Here is a 16,137-nt window from a genome sequence, read left to right on the forward strand (position 1 = left end):
TTAATTAAGCGACCCCGGATGGGGCTGCCCAGCTTGTTGAGGGCGTTGGCGTAGCCGGAGGGGCCGGTCACATCAATCCGCATCACGTCGGGCAGGAAGGCCCCCAGCAGGGCATTGATGCGGTTCTGGTCATTGCCCAGCAGCTTGAGCACGGTAGAAACTTCGGCGAGGATGGGGGCCGCAGCTTCACCCGCGGCCTTGTCGCCCTTCAGCACAGCCGCTTCAAAGTCGGGGCCGACGGCATTGAGGGTGTTGAGGTAGTCGTTGGTCAGCAGCAAGCCCTCGTTGACGGCGGGGCGGGCCAGGCGCTCGATCTGCATCCACTCACCGGGTTTGGCAGGGTTGGGCACCGAGATGGTGATCCAGAAGTCGAAGGTGGTGGCGATAGAGCCGGACTGAATCCACTCGAGCGGTGCCCGCACCGCAATGGTGTTCACGTTATACCCGGCAGTAAAGTCGTAGCCGGGGGCCCGGAAGCCCACGCTAGGGCCAAGGCCCGCCAAACCCGCCCGCACACGGAAGAACTGCTCCACGTCAAAGAAGAAGGGATCTTCGCGCAGACCTGCAAACACCGTAACCGTGCCGTTGTCCAGGCGCACTTCATTAAGGGTGGGGCGGGCCGCACCGCCCAACGGGGTGGTAACGATGGGCTGGTTGGTGGTGGTGGTACGGACAACGCGGGTCAGCCCGGCCCGGCTGGCCGTGATGGTGATGGGCTGGCGCCCGGTGCGGTCTGGTGCTCCGAACTCGAAGCGGAAAAAGCCGTCCACCTCACCTGTCGCCATGGCATCCTTGTCCTGCACCCGGCTGAACCTGACCTCGTAGCGGGCGCCGGTCGAGAAGTGGTACTGCTGCCGGGCCAGCGAGCGGGGGTTGGTGTTCACTATAAAAACGAGGTTGCCCGCCGGAGCACCGGGTTTCTGGTCTTGCTCGCGGAAGACATAGAGGTCGGTGAGGTTAAGCGACCGGGCCTTCATGTCGTTCTCGCCATCGTCGTGGTCGGAGGCCGTAGCGGTGGACAGGTAAACCCCTGCTCCCAGCGCCCCGAGGGCCAGCACTGCACCTGCAAGTAGCAACTTGAACTTTCTCATACCCTCTCCCTGTGCTCAGACCCTGCAATTCTTTATATAGGTCTGAACCTGTTGTAATCCTCGAGGTGTGACAGGGGTGTAAAACCCATGCATCCCCGAAGCAGGGGTAGCCTATGACCAGGGGTTGCTCATTTCCCAGGCTAAAAAATACTCACCCCACCCCGCACCTGGCGGGATCAACCTAAGCAGTTACTTCGGCGGTACGAAATACACCCCGCGCTCCTCGAAAATGCGGGCAATCGTCTCCAATTCAGGTACCGCTTCGGGGGGGGGAGGCAGCAGTGAGTCGGTAACAGCCACCCCAAAGTCTTTGAAGGCTTGCTCCAAACCTCCAGGCGAAAGCCGCACCAGCAGCCGTACCTGTGGGGTCAGGCATTCAAAATAATGCTCTCGTTGACGGGACAACAGCACAAACTCACCGGGGTTCAGCACTCCCTCCGTCCAGCCGCCGCCGGCAGAGGCAAAGCGGTAGCGCAGCTGGCCCTCGAGCAGGAACAGTTCTTCGTCTTCAAAGGTGTGCACGTGAGGCGGGGGTTCGGTACCCTTTCGAATCACGCTATCAATAAGGGTGTAGCTTCCATCGGTATCGCCCGACTCAGCCAAAAACTGCAAAAACAACCCTGCGCACCAGTAGCAGCGCTCGAGGTCTGGAATCTGGAGACTCATATCCGATAGCTGGGCGCATCATAAGCGTTGTCGGCCCCAGGTAAAGGCTGCTTCTTACACTCTGCACCCCGGCTCCCTTGCAGCATGCAGCAATCAGGTATTCACAGGACAGTCCAAAAACTATTCACTGCTCGAAGCCGGCCCCGACAATTCGCGCCGCCACAGTAGTTTGACCACCCGCTCGACAGCCCCCACCAGATGCCGCCGGTAGGTGGAAAAGGGCAGGCCCAGCAACTCGGCTGCCAGTTCCTGGGTTGCAGCAGGCTCGAGGTAGGTGCGCTCCAGGGCACGGTAGAGCTTCTCGTCTTTGGGGCTGGCTTTGAGGGTCTGAGCCGCCTCCCACAACGCCCCGCGCAGGGCTTTGGGGGTGGGTTCGGGCAGCAACCTCGAGCGCAGCAAGGGGTTTTGTGCCAGCGCATCGGGGCGCACAAAATCGCGCAAAGCGTTCTTCACCGCTTCCTCGAACTCGGGTTGGGAAAGCACCACCAGGGGCACGGGGCGGTGGCTTTGCAGCTCGGCAGGATCCAGCTCGGTAGCCAGCTCGCGCTCGCCCAGCATCTCGAGCCAGGCTGCAACCGGCTGCTTGCGCCAGTCGTGGGCAAAAACCCCGATGGAATGTGTTCCCGAGACATGATCCACCTCGCTGGCATGGTGAATGTCCATGTAGGCAAAAGCAGGCAGCCAGAAGTCTGGATTGGAGACCGTAAAAAACGACCAGGCCAGCCTGGGGCTGGAGATGTAGTGCTGAGCGGCATTGAGAAACACCACACTCTGCACCGGCGAAACGGACTGATAGTCACTGGCGGCCATCCAGAACCGAAACAGCAAGACCTCCTCGCCGGGGCGCACCGGCCCATGGCGCTGGGCGTAATCCCATAGCCGTTGGGCCACCGGGTCGGCGGCCCGGTCGGTCGGGCCGGCTTTGTGCAAACCCAACAGCAGCATGAAGCCCGCCGGTTGCGGCCCCACCCCCCGGTAAACCGTCAGCCCCTCCGGTTGAAGCTGCAGCCAACGTGCAGCCACCCTGGCAGCTTCGGCCCCCTCGTGCTGCTCAACCATTGCCAAAACAGCCGCATGGTCTTCCGGCTTGCCCCGCTCCCCAAACACACTGCCGGTTTCACCCCATTCCAAAAAGGGCTTGACCATGGGGTTGTGGCGGTGCAGGTACACATCGTCAAACAGGATGCGCTGCTGCTCCCAGCCACGGGTTTCTTGCAGGCGGCGGGTGTAGTAGCCCCGCGCCCGCCGGTGCAACTCGGCGTTCCAGTCGGGGTTGCGCCAGCGCAAATCTGCTTCCAGTGCCTCCCGGGCCAGGTCGTGGGGAAAAATCCCTACCGGCCCCGACTGAATAAAAGACAGTTTACGCAACCATTCAAAGTAAGGGTGGGCATCTTCCAGGTTCAGGCATTCGGCCAGCAGGCTTTCGGTGGTAACCCGCACCAGTGCGCTGGCCTCGAGGGCCTGGCGGTGGGTCAGGCTGGGTACCTCCTGCACGAAGCGTTCAAGCAGAGCAGCCACTACATCTGGCTGGCTGCCCGGGTCAAAGCCCAGCTCGCCCGAGCCCTGTTCCAGCACATCCGCTACCAGCGAGAGGGCCAGGGGATGTCCGTGGGTGAAGTCCAGCACGGCCTGATGCTTTGCTGCTGCTACGCCACGCCGGGTCAAGTATTCACGGCTTTCTTCGGGCCGCAGGTTGCGCAGGCTGAGGGTGCGGATCAGGTCACGCCAGCCGGTATCGGAGCGCCAGGCAGCGCTGGGCGGGTTACGCCCTGCAAGCACCACCAGAGTGCTCTCGGGTAACTGGGGTAAAAAAGTCTCGCGCAACCAGCCGTCCAATGGGGTCAAATTCTCATAGGTATCCAGAATAAGCAAGCTACGGCTCTGCCGCGACAGGAAGTCCAGTGGTGAGGTTGTTCCATCCAGGCCCAGTCCCAGCCTCAGGGCCAGCAGGAAACCCTCCGGCGAGGGGTCAATACTGCGTGCATCGAGCTGAACCACGCCAATCCCTGCTTCCCCCGCCGCTCGAGCAAACTCTCCCAGCAAAGCGGTCTTCCCTACCCCTCCTGGCCCGTACACATGCAAGAGCGCAAAGGGCAAAAGGGCTTCCTTGAGCGCAACCCGCAATAGCTCCTGCTCGTCCTTCCGCCCCACAAAACGGCGGCGGCGTGCGTTCAGCAACCGGCTACCCAGAGTCCGCGATTGAGAACCCATGCGCGATTCAGGCATACAATTCAAAAATATCGCCAGATTATACCAGAACTACATCAGAAAACGCTCCTACGGCACCGCGTGCTTACGCATGAAAGTTTTGGGGGTAAATGATCGTCCAGCCTTACAAGGCCGTGATCCTTCTGAACCCCTGGTTCCTGAGGGCAGGTTCCCCACCGCGCAGCGCAGAATCGGATCGGTGGTGCTGCTCATTACGTGCTTACCTGTAGAGCACGGCGGCTTCTGCGACAAAGGCGGTCTCAGAATGGTTTTACGCAGTGCGCTTCGGGGGTTTGCCTCGGCGCGGCTCTGTGGGTAGCGCAAATTCCTTCGGGGAGATACTCGCGAAGATAATATTCGATGAGCCCCGGTAGAAGCGTCACAGCGAGATCCGCCCAGGGCCGGGTAGCAGTCCAGAGCCTGATCGCGGTTTTCGCTGTCCCTAAGAGTGTGCGGTATCTGTCTTGAAACCGCCGCTATTCAAGGCTGGTTACGGGTCACAAAACCGCTGGTATTCCCGGTATCAGTCCCACCAAAGCCATCACGCCGATGGCGACCAGAAAGGTGATGATGGGGATGATATAACGGTCTATCGTCGGAAGTGAACGGCCTCTTTCGGGGTCAATCAGCCCGCTGTTATCGAGTACCATAGCGAGTGCCCAGCCAAAAACCGGATTGACCAGAACTGCGCCAAAAATGCAGATGCCCGCTCCTTCGGCGTCCTTGGTAGTTCTGATCATGGCCATACCAGCCTCGAGCAGCGGCAAGAATACCCCGACCATCAGGGCCACCCGCAACACCGGCTCCCACTTGGCCAGATCCATCGGGAAGCCCAGAATCGCCACCGTAGCACATCCCACCCCGGTCAGGATCGCACCCGCAGCAATGGGTCGCCTGGCAATGGCCGCCGGAATCATATAGGTTCCCCAGGACGAGGTCAGGTTGCCTCCGCCCAGAAGGCTTCCAACGGCCTGCCTGATGGAGCAGACAATCATGGTGTCATCTATATCCATCAGGCTCCTGGTAGCCCGTTTGGGATAGTTTATCTCCTGAAAAATCCGGTGGCTCAGAAAGTCTGGCGGCCACATCGCAATGGCCAGGATGGCAAAGGGCAGCACTGCTATAAAGTGTTCCAGAGTAGGCAGTCCAAGCATCCAGCCGGTCTCGCTTCCCCACCAGTAGAAGGGGTTCAGGTTGGGAATTCCTGGGGTGCTCACAAACTTGAAGGGTGCTCCCATTCCAAGAGCGGCTAGCACCGCTACCAGAGAGGCCAGCGGTATGGCCAGCCAGCGCTTGCCAATCCTGGCTAGATAGGCATAGAGCAGAATAGTAGCAGCAACGATAACCAGGAAGATCAGTTCACGTTCCAGTCCCACTGCCCACTTTCTCAGGGCATCCAGCTGGGCCAGGAGCCCGACCACCCCCAGAATAATCAGCAGACCTGCCCTTACCCCGGTTCCAGTCAGACTTGCCAGCCTCGAGCCCCCCTTGAAAAAGGCCAGAATTAGACCAAAAACCCCCACCAGGATGCCGAGGGCTAACGGGTGGCCTCCGGCCATGATTATGAGTCCGATCAGGGGAATCATGGGGCCGTGTACTCCAGGCAGATTGGCTCTGGGGTTGATAAATCCGCTAATTGGAATCACGAAAAGTATGGCTGCAATCAGCAACTCGTAGCGCACGTTCTCGGCAATGAACTCTTTGGAGAGGCCGAAGCCGGCAGCAAAAGTGCTCACTACCGCCGTCACCATCACAATTTTTCCGATTGTTCCCGAAATGGCCGGGACAATGTCCTCGGGCTCAAATCGGTAGTCTCTCCCCGGCAGGTTAAGCCGCCAGGGCCTGGGCTGGGTTATCTCTAGCTCGTGTTCGAGATACTTCTCTCGAGTCTCAAACTCGCTAGCTGCTCGGTGAGCCTTCTGGTACTCCGTCACAGCAAAGACTTCCTTTCTGGTTCGGTCGCCTATTCTTACCCTCGAGTACACCCACATGGCCGGGCGAGTGTCTTGGAAAGGCGGTGTGCAGCACAGAACCGTGTCACAAAACCACTATGCCCAAACTAAATAAAAAACAGGGACTTAATCCAGGGAGGATAGTCCCAGCCAGTAGTATTATGTTTTTGACATAATCGCTCCGGTAGGGTATACTATGCTGCTGGCTTATAAGCGCGTTCCGAGCGCTTTTTTTGTGTCCATTAGGCCCAGGAGAAAGAATGTCTCAAGTTCTGCCCATTGAAATCACGGACGAGGTAAAACAAAGTTTTATCAACTACGCCATGTCGGTCATCGTGGACCGTGCTCTGCCCGACGTGCGCGATGGCCTCAAGCCGGTGCAGCGGCGCATCCTTTACGGAGCCTACCAGGACGGTGTGCTTCCCAGCCGCAAACACGTCAAGAGCGCCAAAATCGTAGGGGAGGTCATGGGTAAGTACCACCCCCACGGGGACGCTGCCATCTACGACACTATGGTGCGCATGGCTCAGGACTGGAGCCTGCGCTATGCCCTCATTGACGGACAGGGGAACTTCGGCTCGATTGACAACGACCCCCCCGCCGCCCCGCGCTACACTGAAGCCCGCCTCTCCAGTCTGGGCCTCGAGATGCTGCAAGACCTCGACAAAGACACCGTGCCGATGGTGCCCAACTACGACGGCACCCAGGAACAGCCCGAGGTTCTGCCCTCTGCCCTGCCCAACATGCTGGTGAATGGTGCAGCCGGCATTGCGGTAGGGATGGCCACCAGCCTGCCTCCTCACAACCTCTCCGAGACCATTGATGCCCTGGCCCTGATGATTGATAACCCTGAGGCGACCCTGGACGAGATTATGAAGGTGCTGCCAGGGCCGGATTTTCCTACTGGGGCCAAGCTTTCCCGCCGGGGCATCAAGGAAGCCTATTCCACTGGGCGCGGCAGTCTCAAGGTGCGGGCCAGGGTGCGCAACGAGGACAAAAATGGGCGGGCCATGCTGGTCTTCACCGAGATTCCCTACCAGGTCAACAAGGCCGATCTGATCGCCCAGATCGCCGCCCTGGTGCGCAACAAGGTGATTGAGGAAATCTCGGCCCTGCGCGATGAGTCCGACCGCCAGGGTATGCGTATTGCCATCGAACTTAAGCGCGGCTCTAACCCCCAGGTGGTACTCAACAAGCTGTACAAGCACTCGCGCCTGCAGACCAGCTTCACCATCAACCTGCTGGCGATTGTGCATGGCGAGCCCAAGGTGCTTACCCTGCCACAGATGATGCACCACTACCTCGAGCATCGGGGCGAGGTGGTACGCAAGCGCACCGAGTACGATCTGCGCAAGGCTAAAGAGCGGGCTCATATTCTGGAAGGACTGCTGATCGCACTCGACCATATTGACGAGGTAATCACGCTGATTCGCGCTTCGCAGGAGGCCGCCGAAGCCCGCAGTGGGCTAATGAGCCGCTTTAGCCTGACCGAGATTCAGGCCCAGGCCATCCTGGACATGCGGTTGCAGCGGTTGGTGGGCCTCGAGCGCGACCGGCTGCAGTCCGAATACCGCGAGCTGATGGAAGAGATTGGTCGCCTCGAGGCCATTCTGGGCGACCAGAAGAGGCTGTGGCGGGTGGTCAAGAACGAGTTGCTGGATATCAAGAAAAAATACGGCGACCAGCGTCGCACCCAGATTACCGAGTTCGAAGAAGGCTTCAGCATTGAAGACCTGATCGAAGACGAAGAAATGGTCATCACCCTCACCAGCCAGGGCTTCATGAAACGCACCCCACTCGAGGCCTACCGTGCGCAAGGGCGCGGGGGCGTGGGGGCCCAGGCCGGCAAAACCAAGGAAGAAGACGAGGCTATCTCGGTGTTTGTGGCCTCCATGCACGACACCCTGCTGATCTTCACCAACCGGGGCCGGGTTTACGGCGAGAAAGTCCACGAGCTGCCCGAGGCCAGCCGCCAGGCCCGGGGAACCCACGTGGTCAGCCTGCTACCGCTGGTCGAGGGCGAGGAGGTCGCAGCCTTGCTGAACGTGCGCGACCTGACCCAGGAGGGCTATTTTGTCTTTGCTACCAGGGACGGTCTGATCAAGCGCACCGAAATCAAGGAGTACCAGAACCTCTCGAGCGCGGGTCTGATCGCCATCAATTTGGTGGAGCACGATGCGTTAATTGGGGTGGCTATTGCCCAGGAAGACGACCAGGCCATGCTGGCCACCCTTAGCGGCCAGGCCATCCGCTTTAAACTCTCCGATGTGCGCGCCACTGGGCGGGCCACCCAGGGCGTAACGGGCATCCGCTTCAAAGAAGGCCGCCACGACCGGGTGGTTTCGCTGGTAATTCTGCCCAGGGGCGAAGAGGGTGAGGTACTGGCGGTGGGGACTTACGGCTACGGCAAGCGCACCTCGGTTTCCGAATACCCCTTGCAAGGCCGGGGTGGCATGGGTGTTATCACCTTCAACACCAACGAAAAGGTAGGGCAGTTGGGTGCGCTGATGCGCGTGCAGGGCGACGAAGACCTGCTGGTGCTCTCGCGCCGGGGCATCGCCATCCGCACCAAGGTTTCCAGTATCTCACAGTACGGACGGGCCACCAGCGGCGTCAAGGTGATGAACCTGAGCGAAAAAGATGAGATGGCCTCGGCCTTCGTGATCGCGCCGCAGGACTAAAGCGCTTTTCCCTACAGAACTATCCAGGGCTAGGAATTCTCTGTCCCACGCAAGATTTTTGCTCAGTCCCTACAAGGCGGTCAGCTCGGGCACTACAAAGCACAGCCCTGGCAGCAACGGCACCTCGGCAGTGTCGTCGTCAGAGTATTTCACGGGCTCTTCCTTGTTATCGTCCCAGGCGTATATGCACCGTTCGGCAGGATCAATCACCCAGTAAAGCCGCACACCATATTTCTGATACATGCGGCGCTTGGTCTGCAGGTCGTAGTCGCGGTTGCTGGGCGATAAGATTTCCACCACCCAGTCGGGCGAGCCATAAACGCCTCTGTCGGTAACCAGGTCGGCGTGCTCGTTAGCGACGTAAATCAGATCCGGCTGCACCCCGTCGTTGAGCGAGAAGCGCACGTCGAAGGGGGCGAAGAAGACCTCTCCAACGGGGTTCCGTTGAAGGTAGCTTTCGACTCTGAACGTCAAACGGCGCAAAATGCGTTGGTGATGACGGCTAGGGGACGGCGACACGTAGAGTTCTCCTTCAACAATTTCCCGGCGCTTCCCGTCGTCGGGGAAGTTATCGAGGTCGTCCACCGTGAACTTCACCGGGTGAATCATAGAAACAGTATAGATGAACCCTGAAAGTGAGGTCTGAATCCCCCCTGCCCCACCCTCCTCTGGTCGGGCGGCGGCGTAGAATAGCGCCATGTCCGAGAGCACCGACAAGCACAAGGAGATCGCCAAGTCCAGGGGGCCGGTGGCGCTTGCCATCGTCACCGCCTCCGACACCCGCACCCCCGAGACCGATACCAACTACCACTACCTGGCCCCCGAGATCGAGGCGATGGGGCACAAGATCGTAGGCTACCGCATCATTAAGGACGAGCCTGACCAGGTGGCGCTGGCCCTGGATGACATGGTGAACACCGGGGCACAAATTATCCTGTTCAACGGCGGCACCGGTATCGCCCCCCGCGACACCACCTATGATGTGCTGGCCCGCAAAATCGAGAAACCCATGCCGGGGTTTGGCGAACTGTTTCGGATGCTCTCCTACAGCGAGGTAGGGGCCGCAGCGATGCTCTCCCGTGCTACTGCCGGAACCTACCGCAAAAAGGTGGTAATCTCCACTCCGGGATCTCCCAACGCCGTGATGGTGGCCTGGGAAAAGCTGATCAAGCCAGAGTTGGAACACCTGGCCTGGGAAGTTGCGCGATAATGAGAGCGTGAAAGAAGATAGCAAAAGTCGTGAAAGTTCACTGGTTCCACTTTATGTATCAATCCTAGGGATTCTGCTGATTACTGTTCTGTTCGGGGTTATCGCGTTTTCGCTCTTTGGGAACTGGGAGAAAGCAAGCAATTTTGGCAATGCCTTTGGAACCCTCAATACACTGTTTTCTGGGCTTGCTTTTACTGTTCTAATCTACACAATTTTGCTTCAGCGCCGGGAACTAAGTCTACAACGACAAGAGCTGGCAATGACCCGAAAAGAGCTCAGCGGGCAAAAAGAAGCTCTTCAACTTCAAAACGAACTCACCAGCAAGCTTCAGTTCGAGAGTTCTTTTTTTAGAGTCCTGAGGACTTTTCAAGATACGGCCAGGAATCTGATTGGCGACACAAAGCATGGTTCGCAACAAGGTCAAATGTTCTTTCTCAGCCTTATTGTCGATTTTAGCGAGTTGGTTTCCCCTTCTCGACATTTCGCGAATACTGAACCACAACCAACGGTAAGCTTCCAGGTTGATAAAAATTCGTTACCACTCTCGCTAAAAGATGCTATCCCGATCTCTATGAATCATTCCTTGATGTGGCTTCAGTCGTATGTAGACACTCTTCATTTAGGGACTATTCTCTTGCGGGAAGCTCCTGTCGAGAATACCGGCCCATACAAAAATCTTTTGCTGGCTCAACTGTCTATTAGAGAACGGCTCGTACTAGTCATATACAGCAACAAGGATCAAAAGCTTGAGGAAATTTGTGACTTTTTGCGATTGAGTGAGCATATTACTGACGCTCACTTCTTGGATAGCGCCGAAAGAAACGTTTATATGATGGCAAAAGAGGAAGGGCTTATATAGCCCCTTTACTCTGGCCCGGAAGCGTTTAGCATATGCCTATGACCCTCAAGGGCCAGGGGCCTGGCCCCCTACCGCCTTTGCTTGAGCAGTACGTCGAGCTACGGGATGCCTACCCCGACTATTTGCTGCTCTTTCAGGTGGGCGACTTTTACGAGACCTTTGGCGAGGATGCCGAGCGCTTTTCTCGGGCCTTGAATCTGGCCCTTACACACAAAACCGCCAGGGATTTCACCACTCCGATGGCAGGAATTCCTGTGCGCTCGGTGGACGTACACCTCGAACGGCTCTTGAAGCAGGGCTTTCGGGTGGCGGTGGCCGACCAGATGGAACTGGCCGAAGAGTCGGACAAGCTGGTACGGCGCGAGGTAACGCAACTCCTCACGCCTGGCACGGTGATGCGCGAGAACCTGCTCAAACCGGAGGCCAACTATCTGGCCGCGCTCAGTACTGGAGATGGCTACGGTCTGGCTTTGCTGGATATTTCCACTGGGGAGTTTCGTGGAACCGTGCTCTATGGCAAGAGTGCCCTTTACGATGAGCTATTTCGCTTCCGGCCTGCGGAGGTGCTGCTGGCACCGGAGCTTTATCGCAATGCAGAGTTCTTGCAGGAGTTCCAGCGACGCTTTCCGGTGATGATGTCGGAGGAGGGTTTCGAGGGCCGGTCGGGGGTAGCAGCCCTGGAAGCGCAGTTCGACCCATTGCCCGCAGGTTTAGACCACCCTGCGCTGAAGCGTTCCGCAGGAGCCGTCCTGGCCTATGCGCTGCGGGTGCAGGAAAACGGGCTCCCGCAGGTGCGGAGCTTTGTGCGCCATGACCCCAACGCCTTTATGCAAATAAGCGAGTCTACCCTGCGGACTTTGGAAATTTATGAGCCGAGTTCGGTGGGGGATCGCAGCGAGGAGCGCACCCTGATGGGGGTGCTGGGCCTGACCCGCACCGCGCCAGGTCGGCGCTTGTTGCGGGCCTGGTTGCGGCATCCGCTGGTGGAGGAAGCCCCTTTACAGGCCCGGCTGGATGCGGTAGACGCACTGGTGCGCGACGGGGTGCTGCGAACCGAAGTGCGCAAAATTCTATACCGGATGCACGATCTGGAACGCCTCGCGGCCCGTTTACTGGCAGGAAGAGCCAGTGCCCGTGACCTATCGGCCTTGCAACGCAGCCTCTCGCTGTTACCGGAACTCGCGGGGTTGCTGCATGGTTTTGGGCCACTTCAGGGCTTGCTCGAGCGCCTGCCCGGTCTGATGGATGTGACCGAGCAAATTGCCACCGCACTGGTGCTGGATCCCCCGTTCAAAATCACCGATGGGGGCCTGATCCGGGAGGGCTTCGATCCCGAACTCGACGAGCTGCGCCACCGGGCTGAGGAAGGGCGCACATGGATTGCACAGCTGGAAACCGACGAGCGCGAGAAGACCCGCATCCCCAACCTCAAGGTGGGTTACAATGCGGTCTTTGGCTATTACCTCGAGGTCACCCGCCCTCACTATGCCCTGGTTCCAGAAGATTGGCGAGCGCTCCAGACTCTCAAAGACCGCATGCGCTTCAGCACCCCCGAACTTAAGGAGCAGGAGCGCAAAATCCTGCAAGCCGAAACCGAAGCCATCAAACGTGAGTACGCCGTGTTTCTGGAGTTACGCGAAAACGTGGCCAGGGCTGCCGATGAGGTACGCCAGACGGCCCAGGTTCTGGCTGAGCTGGACGTGTATGCAGCGCTGGCAGAGGCCGCGGTGGAGTATGGCTACAACCGTCCACGATTTTCCACCGACGGCGAACTCTCGATCCAGGCAGGACGGCATCCGGTGGTGGAACGCAGCAGTCTGTTTATCCCCAACGACCTGTCCATAAACCCTTCGGCGCGGCTCCTGATCCTGACCGGGCCAAACATGGCCGGGAAGTCTACTTATTTACGCCAGACAGCCCTGATTGCCTTGCTGGGCCAGACTGGCTCTTTTGTGCCGGCAGAGTCGGCCACGCTGCCCATCTTCGACCGCATCTACACCCGCATCGGGGCCTCAGATGACATCGCGGGCGGGCGCAGCACTTTCATGGTGGAGATGGACGAGCTGGCTACCATTCTGCAAAACGCCACTGCCAGGAGCCTGGTACTCCTGGACGAAATTGGGCGTGGCACCAGCACCTACGACGGCCTGGCGCTGGCCTGGGCCGCCTGCGAGCACCTGCACAACCAGGTGCGGGCTTACACGCTTTTTGCAACCCACTATTTTGAACTCACCGCGTTGCCGGAGCGCATGGCCGCAGCTCGCAACGCCCACGTCGCCGCCAGAGAGGAGGCTGGCGGGTTGGTTTTTTACCATCAGGTATTGCCGGGGCCTGCCAGCAAGAGCTATGGACTGGAAGTGGCCCGGCTGGCCGGCCTTCCTAAAGAGGTCTTGCTGCGGGCCAGAGCGGTGATGGTCGGGCTCGAGGCCAGCCAGAAGGGGTTGTCCAGGGAAGTGCTGGAAGAGCTTCTAGAGCTTGACCTCTCGCGCACCAGCCCCCTGGATGCACTTTTGTTCTTGCGAAAGCTGCAAGAATTACTCAAAGGCCTATCCAGCGATGTGGTGAAGGCAGGGAACGCATAGCAGGAGAAGGGGCTTGAGGGGTGGAATGGCAGGAAGCATGAACCGGGGTGGGAGTTTCCGCTGGCTGGTACAGCGCAACCTGCGCTACGCAGCCTACACGCTAGCGTTCGGGCTGGTATGGGAGGGGCTGTGGAGGCTTTTAGGCCACCCCTACGGGGTTGAGGTTCCCTTTCTGGTGCTGGCCTTGGTGGGTTCGATCCTGGCGCTCTACCTGGCCTGGTTTACTCGGCAGAGCGCGCGAAACAAGTTATGATCCGCAAACTGTCCCCCGAACTGATCCGCGAGATTGCAGCCGGCGAGGTGGTCTCGAGCCCCGCCGATGTGGTTAGAGAGTTGCTGGAGAATGCGCTGGATGCAGGGGCTACCCGGCTACACCTCGAGCTGTGGGGGGGCGGGCTGGACCGAATTGTGGTTGGCGACAACGGGGTGGGCACTCCCAAAGAAGAATTAGCCCTGGCGCTGGAGCAGCACACCACCAGCAAGCTCACCGACCTGCAACACATCGCCACGCTTGGCTTTCGTGGAGAAGGTTTGTGGGCCATCCGCCAGGCCGCCCGAGTGCGACTCACCTCGAGGCCTGCACAGCAGTTGGGCGGTGCAACCCTAACCGCTTTTCAGAACGAAGTTGAACTCCAAGAGCACCCGGCCCCAGCAGGCAGCAGGGTCGAAGTGACGACCCTCTTCAGTCACCTGCCCGCACGGAGGAACGCTCTGGAGGCCCCTGCCTCCGAAGGGCGCAAGGTGGTGCATCTGGTCTCACGCTACCTGCTGCATCGCCCAGAAATTTCGCTACGGTTGGCGATGGATGGCGAAGAGAAAATCGCCCACGCCGGGGGTGGCTTCACGGAGGCCGCCAAACTGTTGTGGGGCTCGGTGGTGGCCAATCGTTTGCTGTCCATGGAGCAGAGCGATGGTTCTTTCAAGCTTTCGGGCCTGCTCTCGCGCCCCGAGCTGTCACGCCCACGCCGCGACCGCTTGCTGCTGGCCCTGGGTGGCCGCCCAGTAGAGTGGCCCGAGTATCTGTTGCAGGCAGTGCTGGCAGCTTACAAGGAGCTTTTGCCCCACGGACAGTTTCCGGTGGGGGTGCTGAACCTGGACATCCCTGCCGAGCACCTGCTGGTCAACACCTCGCCCGACAAGTCCAGGGTCAAGCTGATCCGGCCCGAGCCGATTTTGAGTTTTGTTTCCCAGGCTGTGCAGAACCTGCTCTCGGCCCACCCGTTGGCCCGTGCCTTGCCCGAGCCCGTCCCCATGACCGGCCCTTCTCCAGTGCTGCGGGCCAGCTTTCCCCGCTTGCGTTGTCTGGGCAGCTTTCGCGAGCTGTACCTGCTGGCGGAGTCGGGTGATGAACTCTACGTGGTGGATCAGCACGCCGCCCACGAACGGATTCTCTACGAGGAGCTCTCGCGCCGCTACCGCCAGGATCCGCCCCTTGAACTACCGCATCCCGAGCTGGTCTCGCTGAGCCTGGGCGAAGAGTTAAACTTTGCCGAGCGAGCCGAGCAGCTCGAGCAGGCCGGGGTGCTGCTGGAACCCTTTGGCCCCGGCAAATACCGCATTCGTAGCATTCCAGCTTTCCTGATTGGACACCCCTCGCTCATCCCCGAGGTGGTGAAAGGAAGCCTGGGAACACCCAGCTTTACCGAGGCCTGGCGCAATGTGCTGGCCCGGCTGGCCTGTTTGCCCGCCATCAAGGCCGGGCATCCACTTTCCAATGCATCGGCCCAGGCTCTGCTGGATACCCTGGCTGAGTGTGAACTACCCTGGGTCTGCCCCCACGGGCGACCCACGGTGCTGGTGATGGGCGAATTGGAGCTGGCCCGGCGTTTTGGGCGGCGCGGAATCCGGGCTGTGGAGCGCTCGAGGGTTGAAGAAATATAGTGCCCGTGGACGCCCCAATACCTCTCCTGGGTATACCGGTAGTTACAGTGTAACATTAGCTCATCTCACATATTCAAGTCCGATTAGCTGAAAGAATAGCAAAAATCAAGTTCGAATCATCAGGGAGGCTTACATGCGCGAGCAGGATAACGACGTGATGCTGCAGGAGGAAATGGATCGCAGAACCTTTTTGAAGAAGACCGCCGTTGCTGGGGCTGCGGTGGGGATGATGGGGTGGGGAACAGCCCAGCCCCAGGCCACTGCCGATCAGGTGGTGCGGGGCAAGAATGCCCGGCTGGTAGTGCTTTCTTCCAGACCCGTGGTGTTGGAGTCCACCCTGGAAATCCTGCGGTCGGAACGTATTACCACCAAGGCCAACATGTTTGTTCGCAACAACATTGACCTGCCCGGTCTTAACACCACCGAGCCCAACGTACAGCCTGCCTGGGCGGCAGAGATTGGCGGTCTGATAGATGCCCCCTTCCGAATTACCGTAGAGGAGCTTTCCAGGCTGCCGCAAACCGAGGTGACCACCGTAATACCTTGCTCGGGTAACGGACGCACCTTTTTCACCCCCCGCCCCTCGGGCAACCCCTGGACTTTTGGAGGTATCGCCCAGGTCACCTGGCGGGGAGTCTCGCTTAAAACGCTGCTCGAGGCCAGGGGAGTCAGGCTGCGGGATAACGCCCGCTTCATTACCATGAATGCCTCGACACAAGGCGGCGCTGCGCCTTTTGAAAAAAGCTTCCCCATCAGCGTTTTTGATCATGCCATGCTGGCACTGGGAATGAACGGGGAGCCCCTTCCAGCCGTACATGGGGGCCCACTCCGGTTCGTGGCCCCCGGCACTTTCGGTGTTGCGAACGTCAAGTGGTTGGCTAAGGTGGACTTCACTGCTACCGAAAGCACCAGTGCCGAGCAAATACCCCGCTACCGGGTGCCTTTCTTGCCCGGCCAGAACCTGCCCATCCTGCCCACCACACCCGGCAGCCGCTACAACTACACCC

Annotated in this window: 12 protein-coding genes; 7 read left to right on the forward strand and 5 right to left on the reverse strand. The window is 59.4% G+C overall.

The window, feature by feature from the left end; all coding sequences use genetic code 11:
* The 4 genes from Q0288_RS14960 to Q0288_RS14975 form a co-directional block, all read right to left on the reverse strand.
* On the reverse strand, positions 1 to 1,091 hold a 1,091-nt coding region (locus tag Q0288_RS14960; RefSeq protein WP_299432073.1), incomplete at its 3' end, for a DUF4331 family protein.
* A gap of 189 nt (positions 1,092 to 1,280) precedes the next feature.
* Positions 1,281 to 1,757, reverse strand: a complete 477-nt coding sequence (locus Q0288_RS14965) for a cupin domain-containing protein (RefSeq protein ID WP_299432076.1) — start codon at positions 1,755 to 1,757, stop codon at positions 1,281 to 1,283.
* A gap of 120 nt (positions 1,758 to 1,877) precedes the next feature.
* Complete coding sequence (locus Q0288_RS14970; RefSeq protein WP_299432079.1) at positions 1,878 to 3,983, reverse strand: AAA family ATPase; 2,106 nt, start codon at positions 3,981 to 3,983, stop codon at positions 1,878 to 1,880.
* Between the two features lie 479 nt (positions 3,984 to 4,462).
* Complete coding sequence (locus Q0288_RS14975; protein WP_299432082.1) at positions 4,463 to 5,899, reverse strand: DUF3360 family protein; 1,437 nt, start codon at positions 5,897 to 5,899, stop codon at positions 4,463 to 4,465.
* Between the two features lie 278 nt (positions 5,900 to 6,177).
* On the opposite strand from Q0288_RS14975, the gene gyrA reads away from it, so the two are divergent.
* Positions 6,178 to 8,598 carry a DNA gyrase subunit A gene (gene gyrA / locus Q0288_RS14980; protein WP_299432085.1) on the forward strand — a complete coding sequence of 807 codons (2,421 nt, stop codon included), beginning with the start codon at positions 6,178 to 6,180 and terminating at the stop codon, positions 8,596 to 8,598.
* 69 nt (positions 8,599 to 8,667) lie between these two features.
* Here gyrA and Q0288_RS14985 read toward each other — a convergent pair whose 3' ends face one another.
* Positions 8,668 to 9,207 carry a Uma2 family endonuclease gene (locus Q0288_RS14985; protein WP_299432088.1) on the reverse strand — a complete coding sequence of 180 codons (540 nt, stop codon included), beginning with the start codon at positions 9,205 to 9,207 and terminating at the stop codon, positions 8,668 to 8,670.
* Between the two features lie 88 nt (positions 9,208 to 9,295).
* Between Q0288_RS14985 and Q0288_RS14990 the strand changes: the two genes are divergently transcribed.
* The 6 genes from Q0288_RS14990 to Q0288_RS15015 form a co-directional block, all read left to right on the forward strand.
* Positions 9,296 to 9,808, forward strand: coding sequence for a molybdenum cofactor biosynthesis protein B (locus tag Q0288_RS14990; protein ID WP_299432091.1), 513 nt, complete (start codon positions 9,296 to 9,298; stop codon positions 9,806 to 9,808).
* 7 nt (positions 9,809 to 9,815) lie between these two features.
* Complete coding sequence (locus tag Q0288_RS14995; RefSeq protein WP_299432094.1) at positions 9,816 to 10,667, forward strand: hypothetical protein; 852 nt, start codon at positions 9,816 to 9,818, stop codon at positions 10,665 to 10,667.
* 38 nt (positions 10,668 to 10,705) lie between these two features.
* On the forward strand, positions 10,706 to 13,249 hold the full coding sequence (gene mutS / locus Q0288_RS15000) for a DNA mismatch repair protein MutS (protein WP_299432097.1): 2,544 nt from the start codon (positions 10,706 to 10,708) through the stop codon (positions 13,247 to 13,249).
* A 25-nt stretch (positions 13,250 to 13,274) separates the two neighbouring features.
* The gene (locus Q0288_RS15005; RefSeq protein WP_299432100.1) at positions 13,275 to 13,502 is read left to right on the forward strand and encodes a hypothetical protein; all 228 of its coding nucleotides are present in this window, start codon (positions 13,275 to 13,277) and stop codon (positions 13,500 to 13,502) included.
* Positions 13,499 to 15,130 carry a DNA mismatch repair endonuclease MutL gene (gene mutL, locus Q0288_RS15010; protein ID WP_299432103.1) on the forward strand — a complete coding sequence of 544 codons (1,632 nt, stop codon included), beginning with the start codon at positions 13,499 to 13,501 and terminating at the stop codon, positions 15,128 to 15,130. Before Q0288_RS15005 ends, mutL begins: the two co-directional genes overlap by 4 nt.
* Before the next feature lie 133 nt (positions 15,131 to 15,263).
* The coding region (locus tag Q0288_RS15015) for a molybdopterin-dependent oxidoreductase (protein ID WP_299432106.1) at positions 15,264 to 16,137 on the forward strand (874 nt) is incomplete at its 3' end.

Source organism: uncultured Meiothermus sp. (assembly GCF_937863175.1).
In the GTDB taxonomy this organism is placed as follows: domain Bacteria; phylum Deinococcota; class Deinococci; order Deinococcales; family Thermaceae; genus Meiothermus.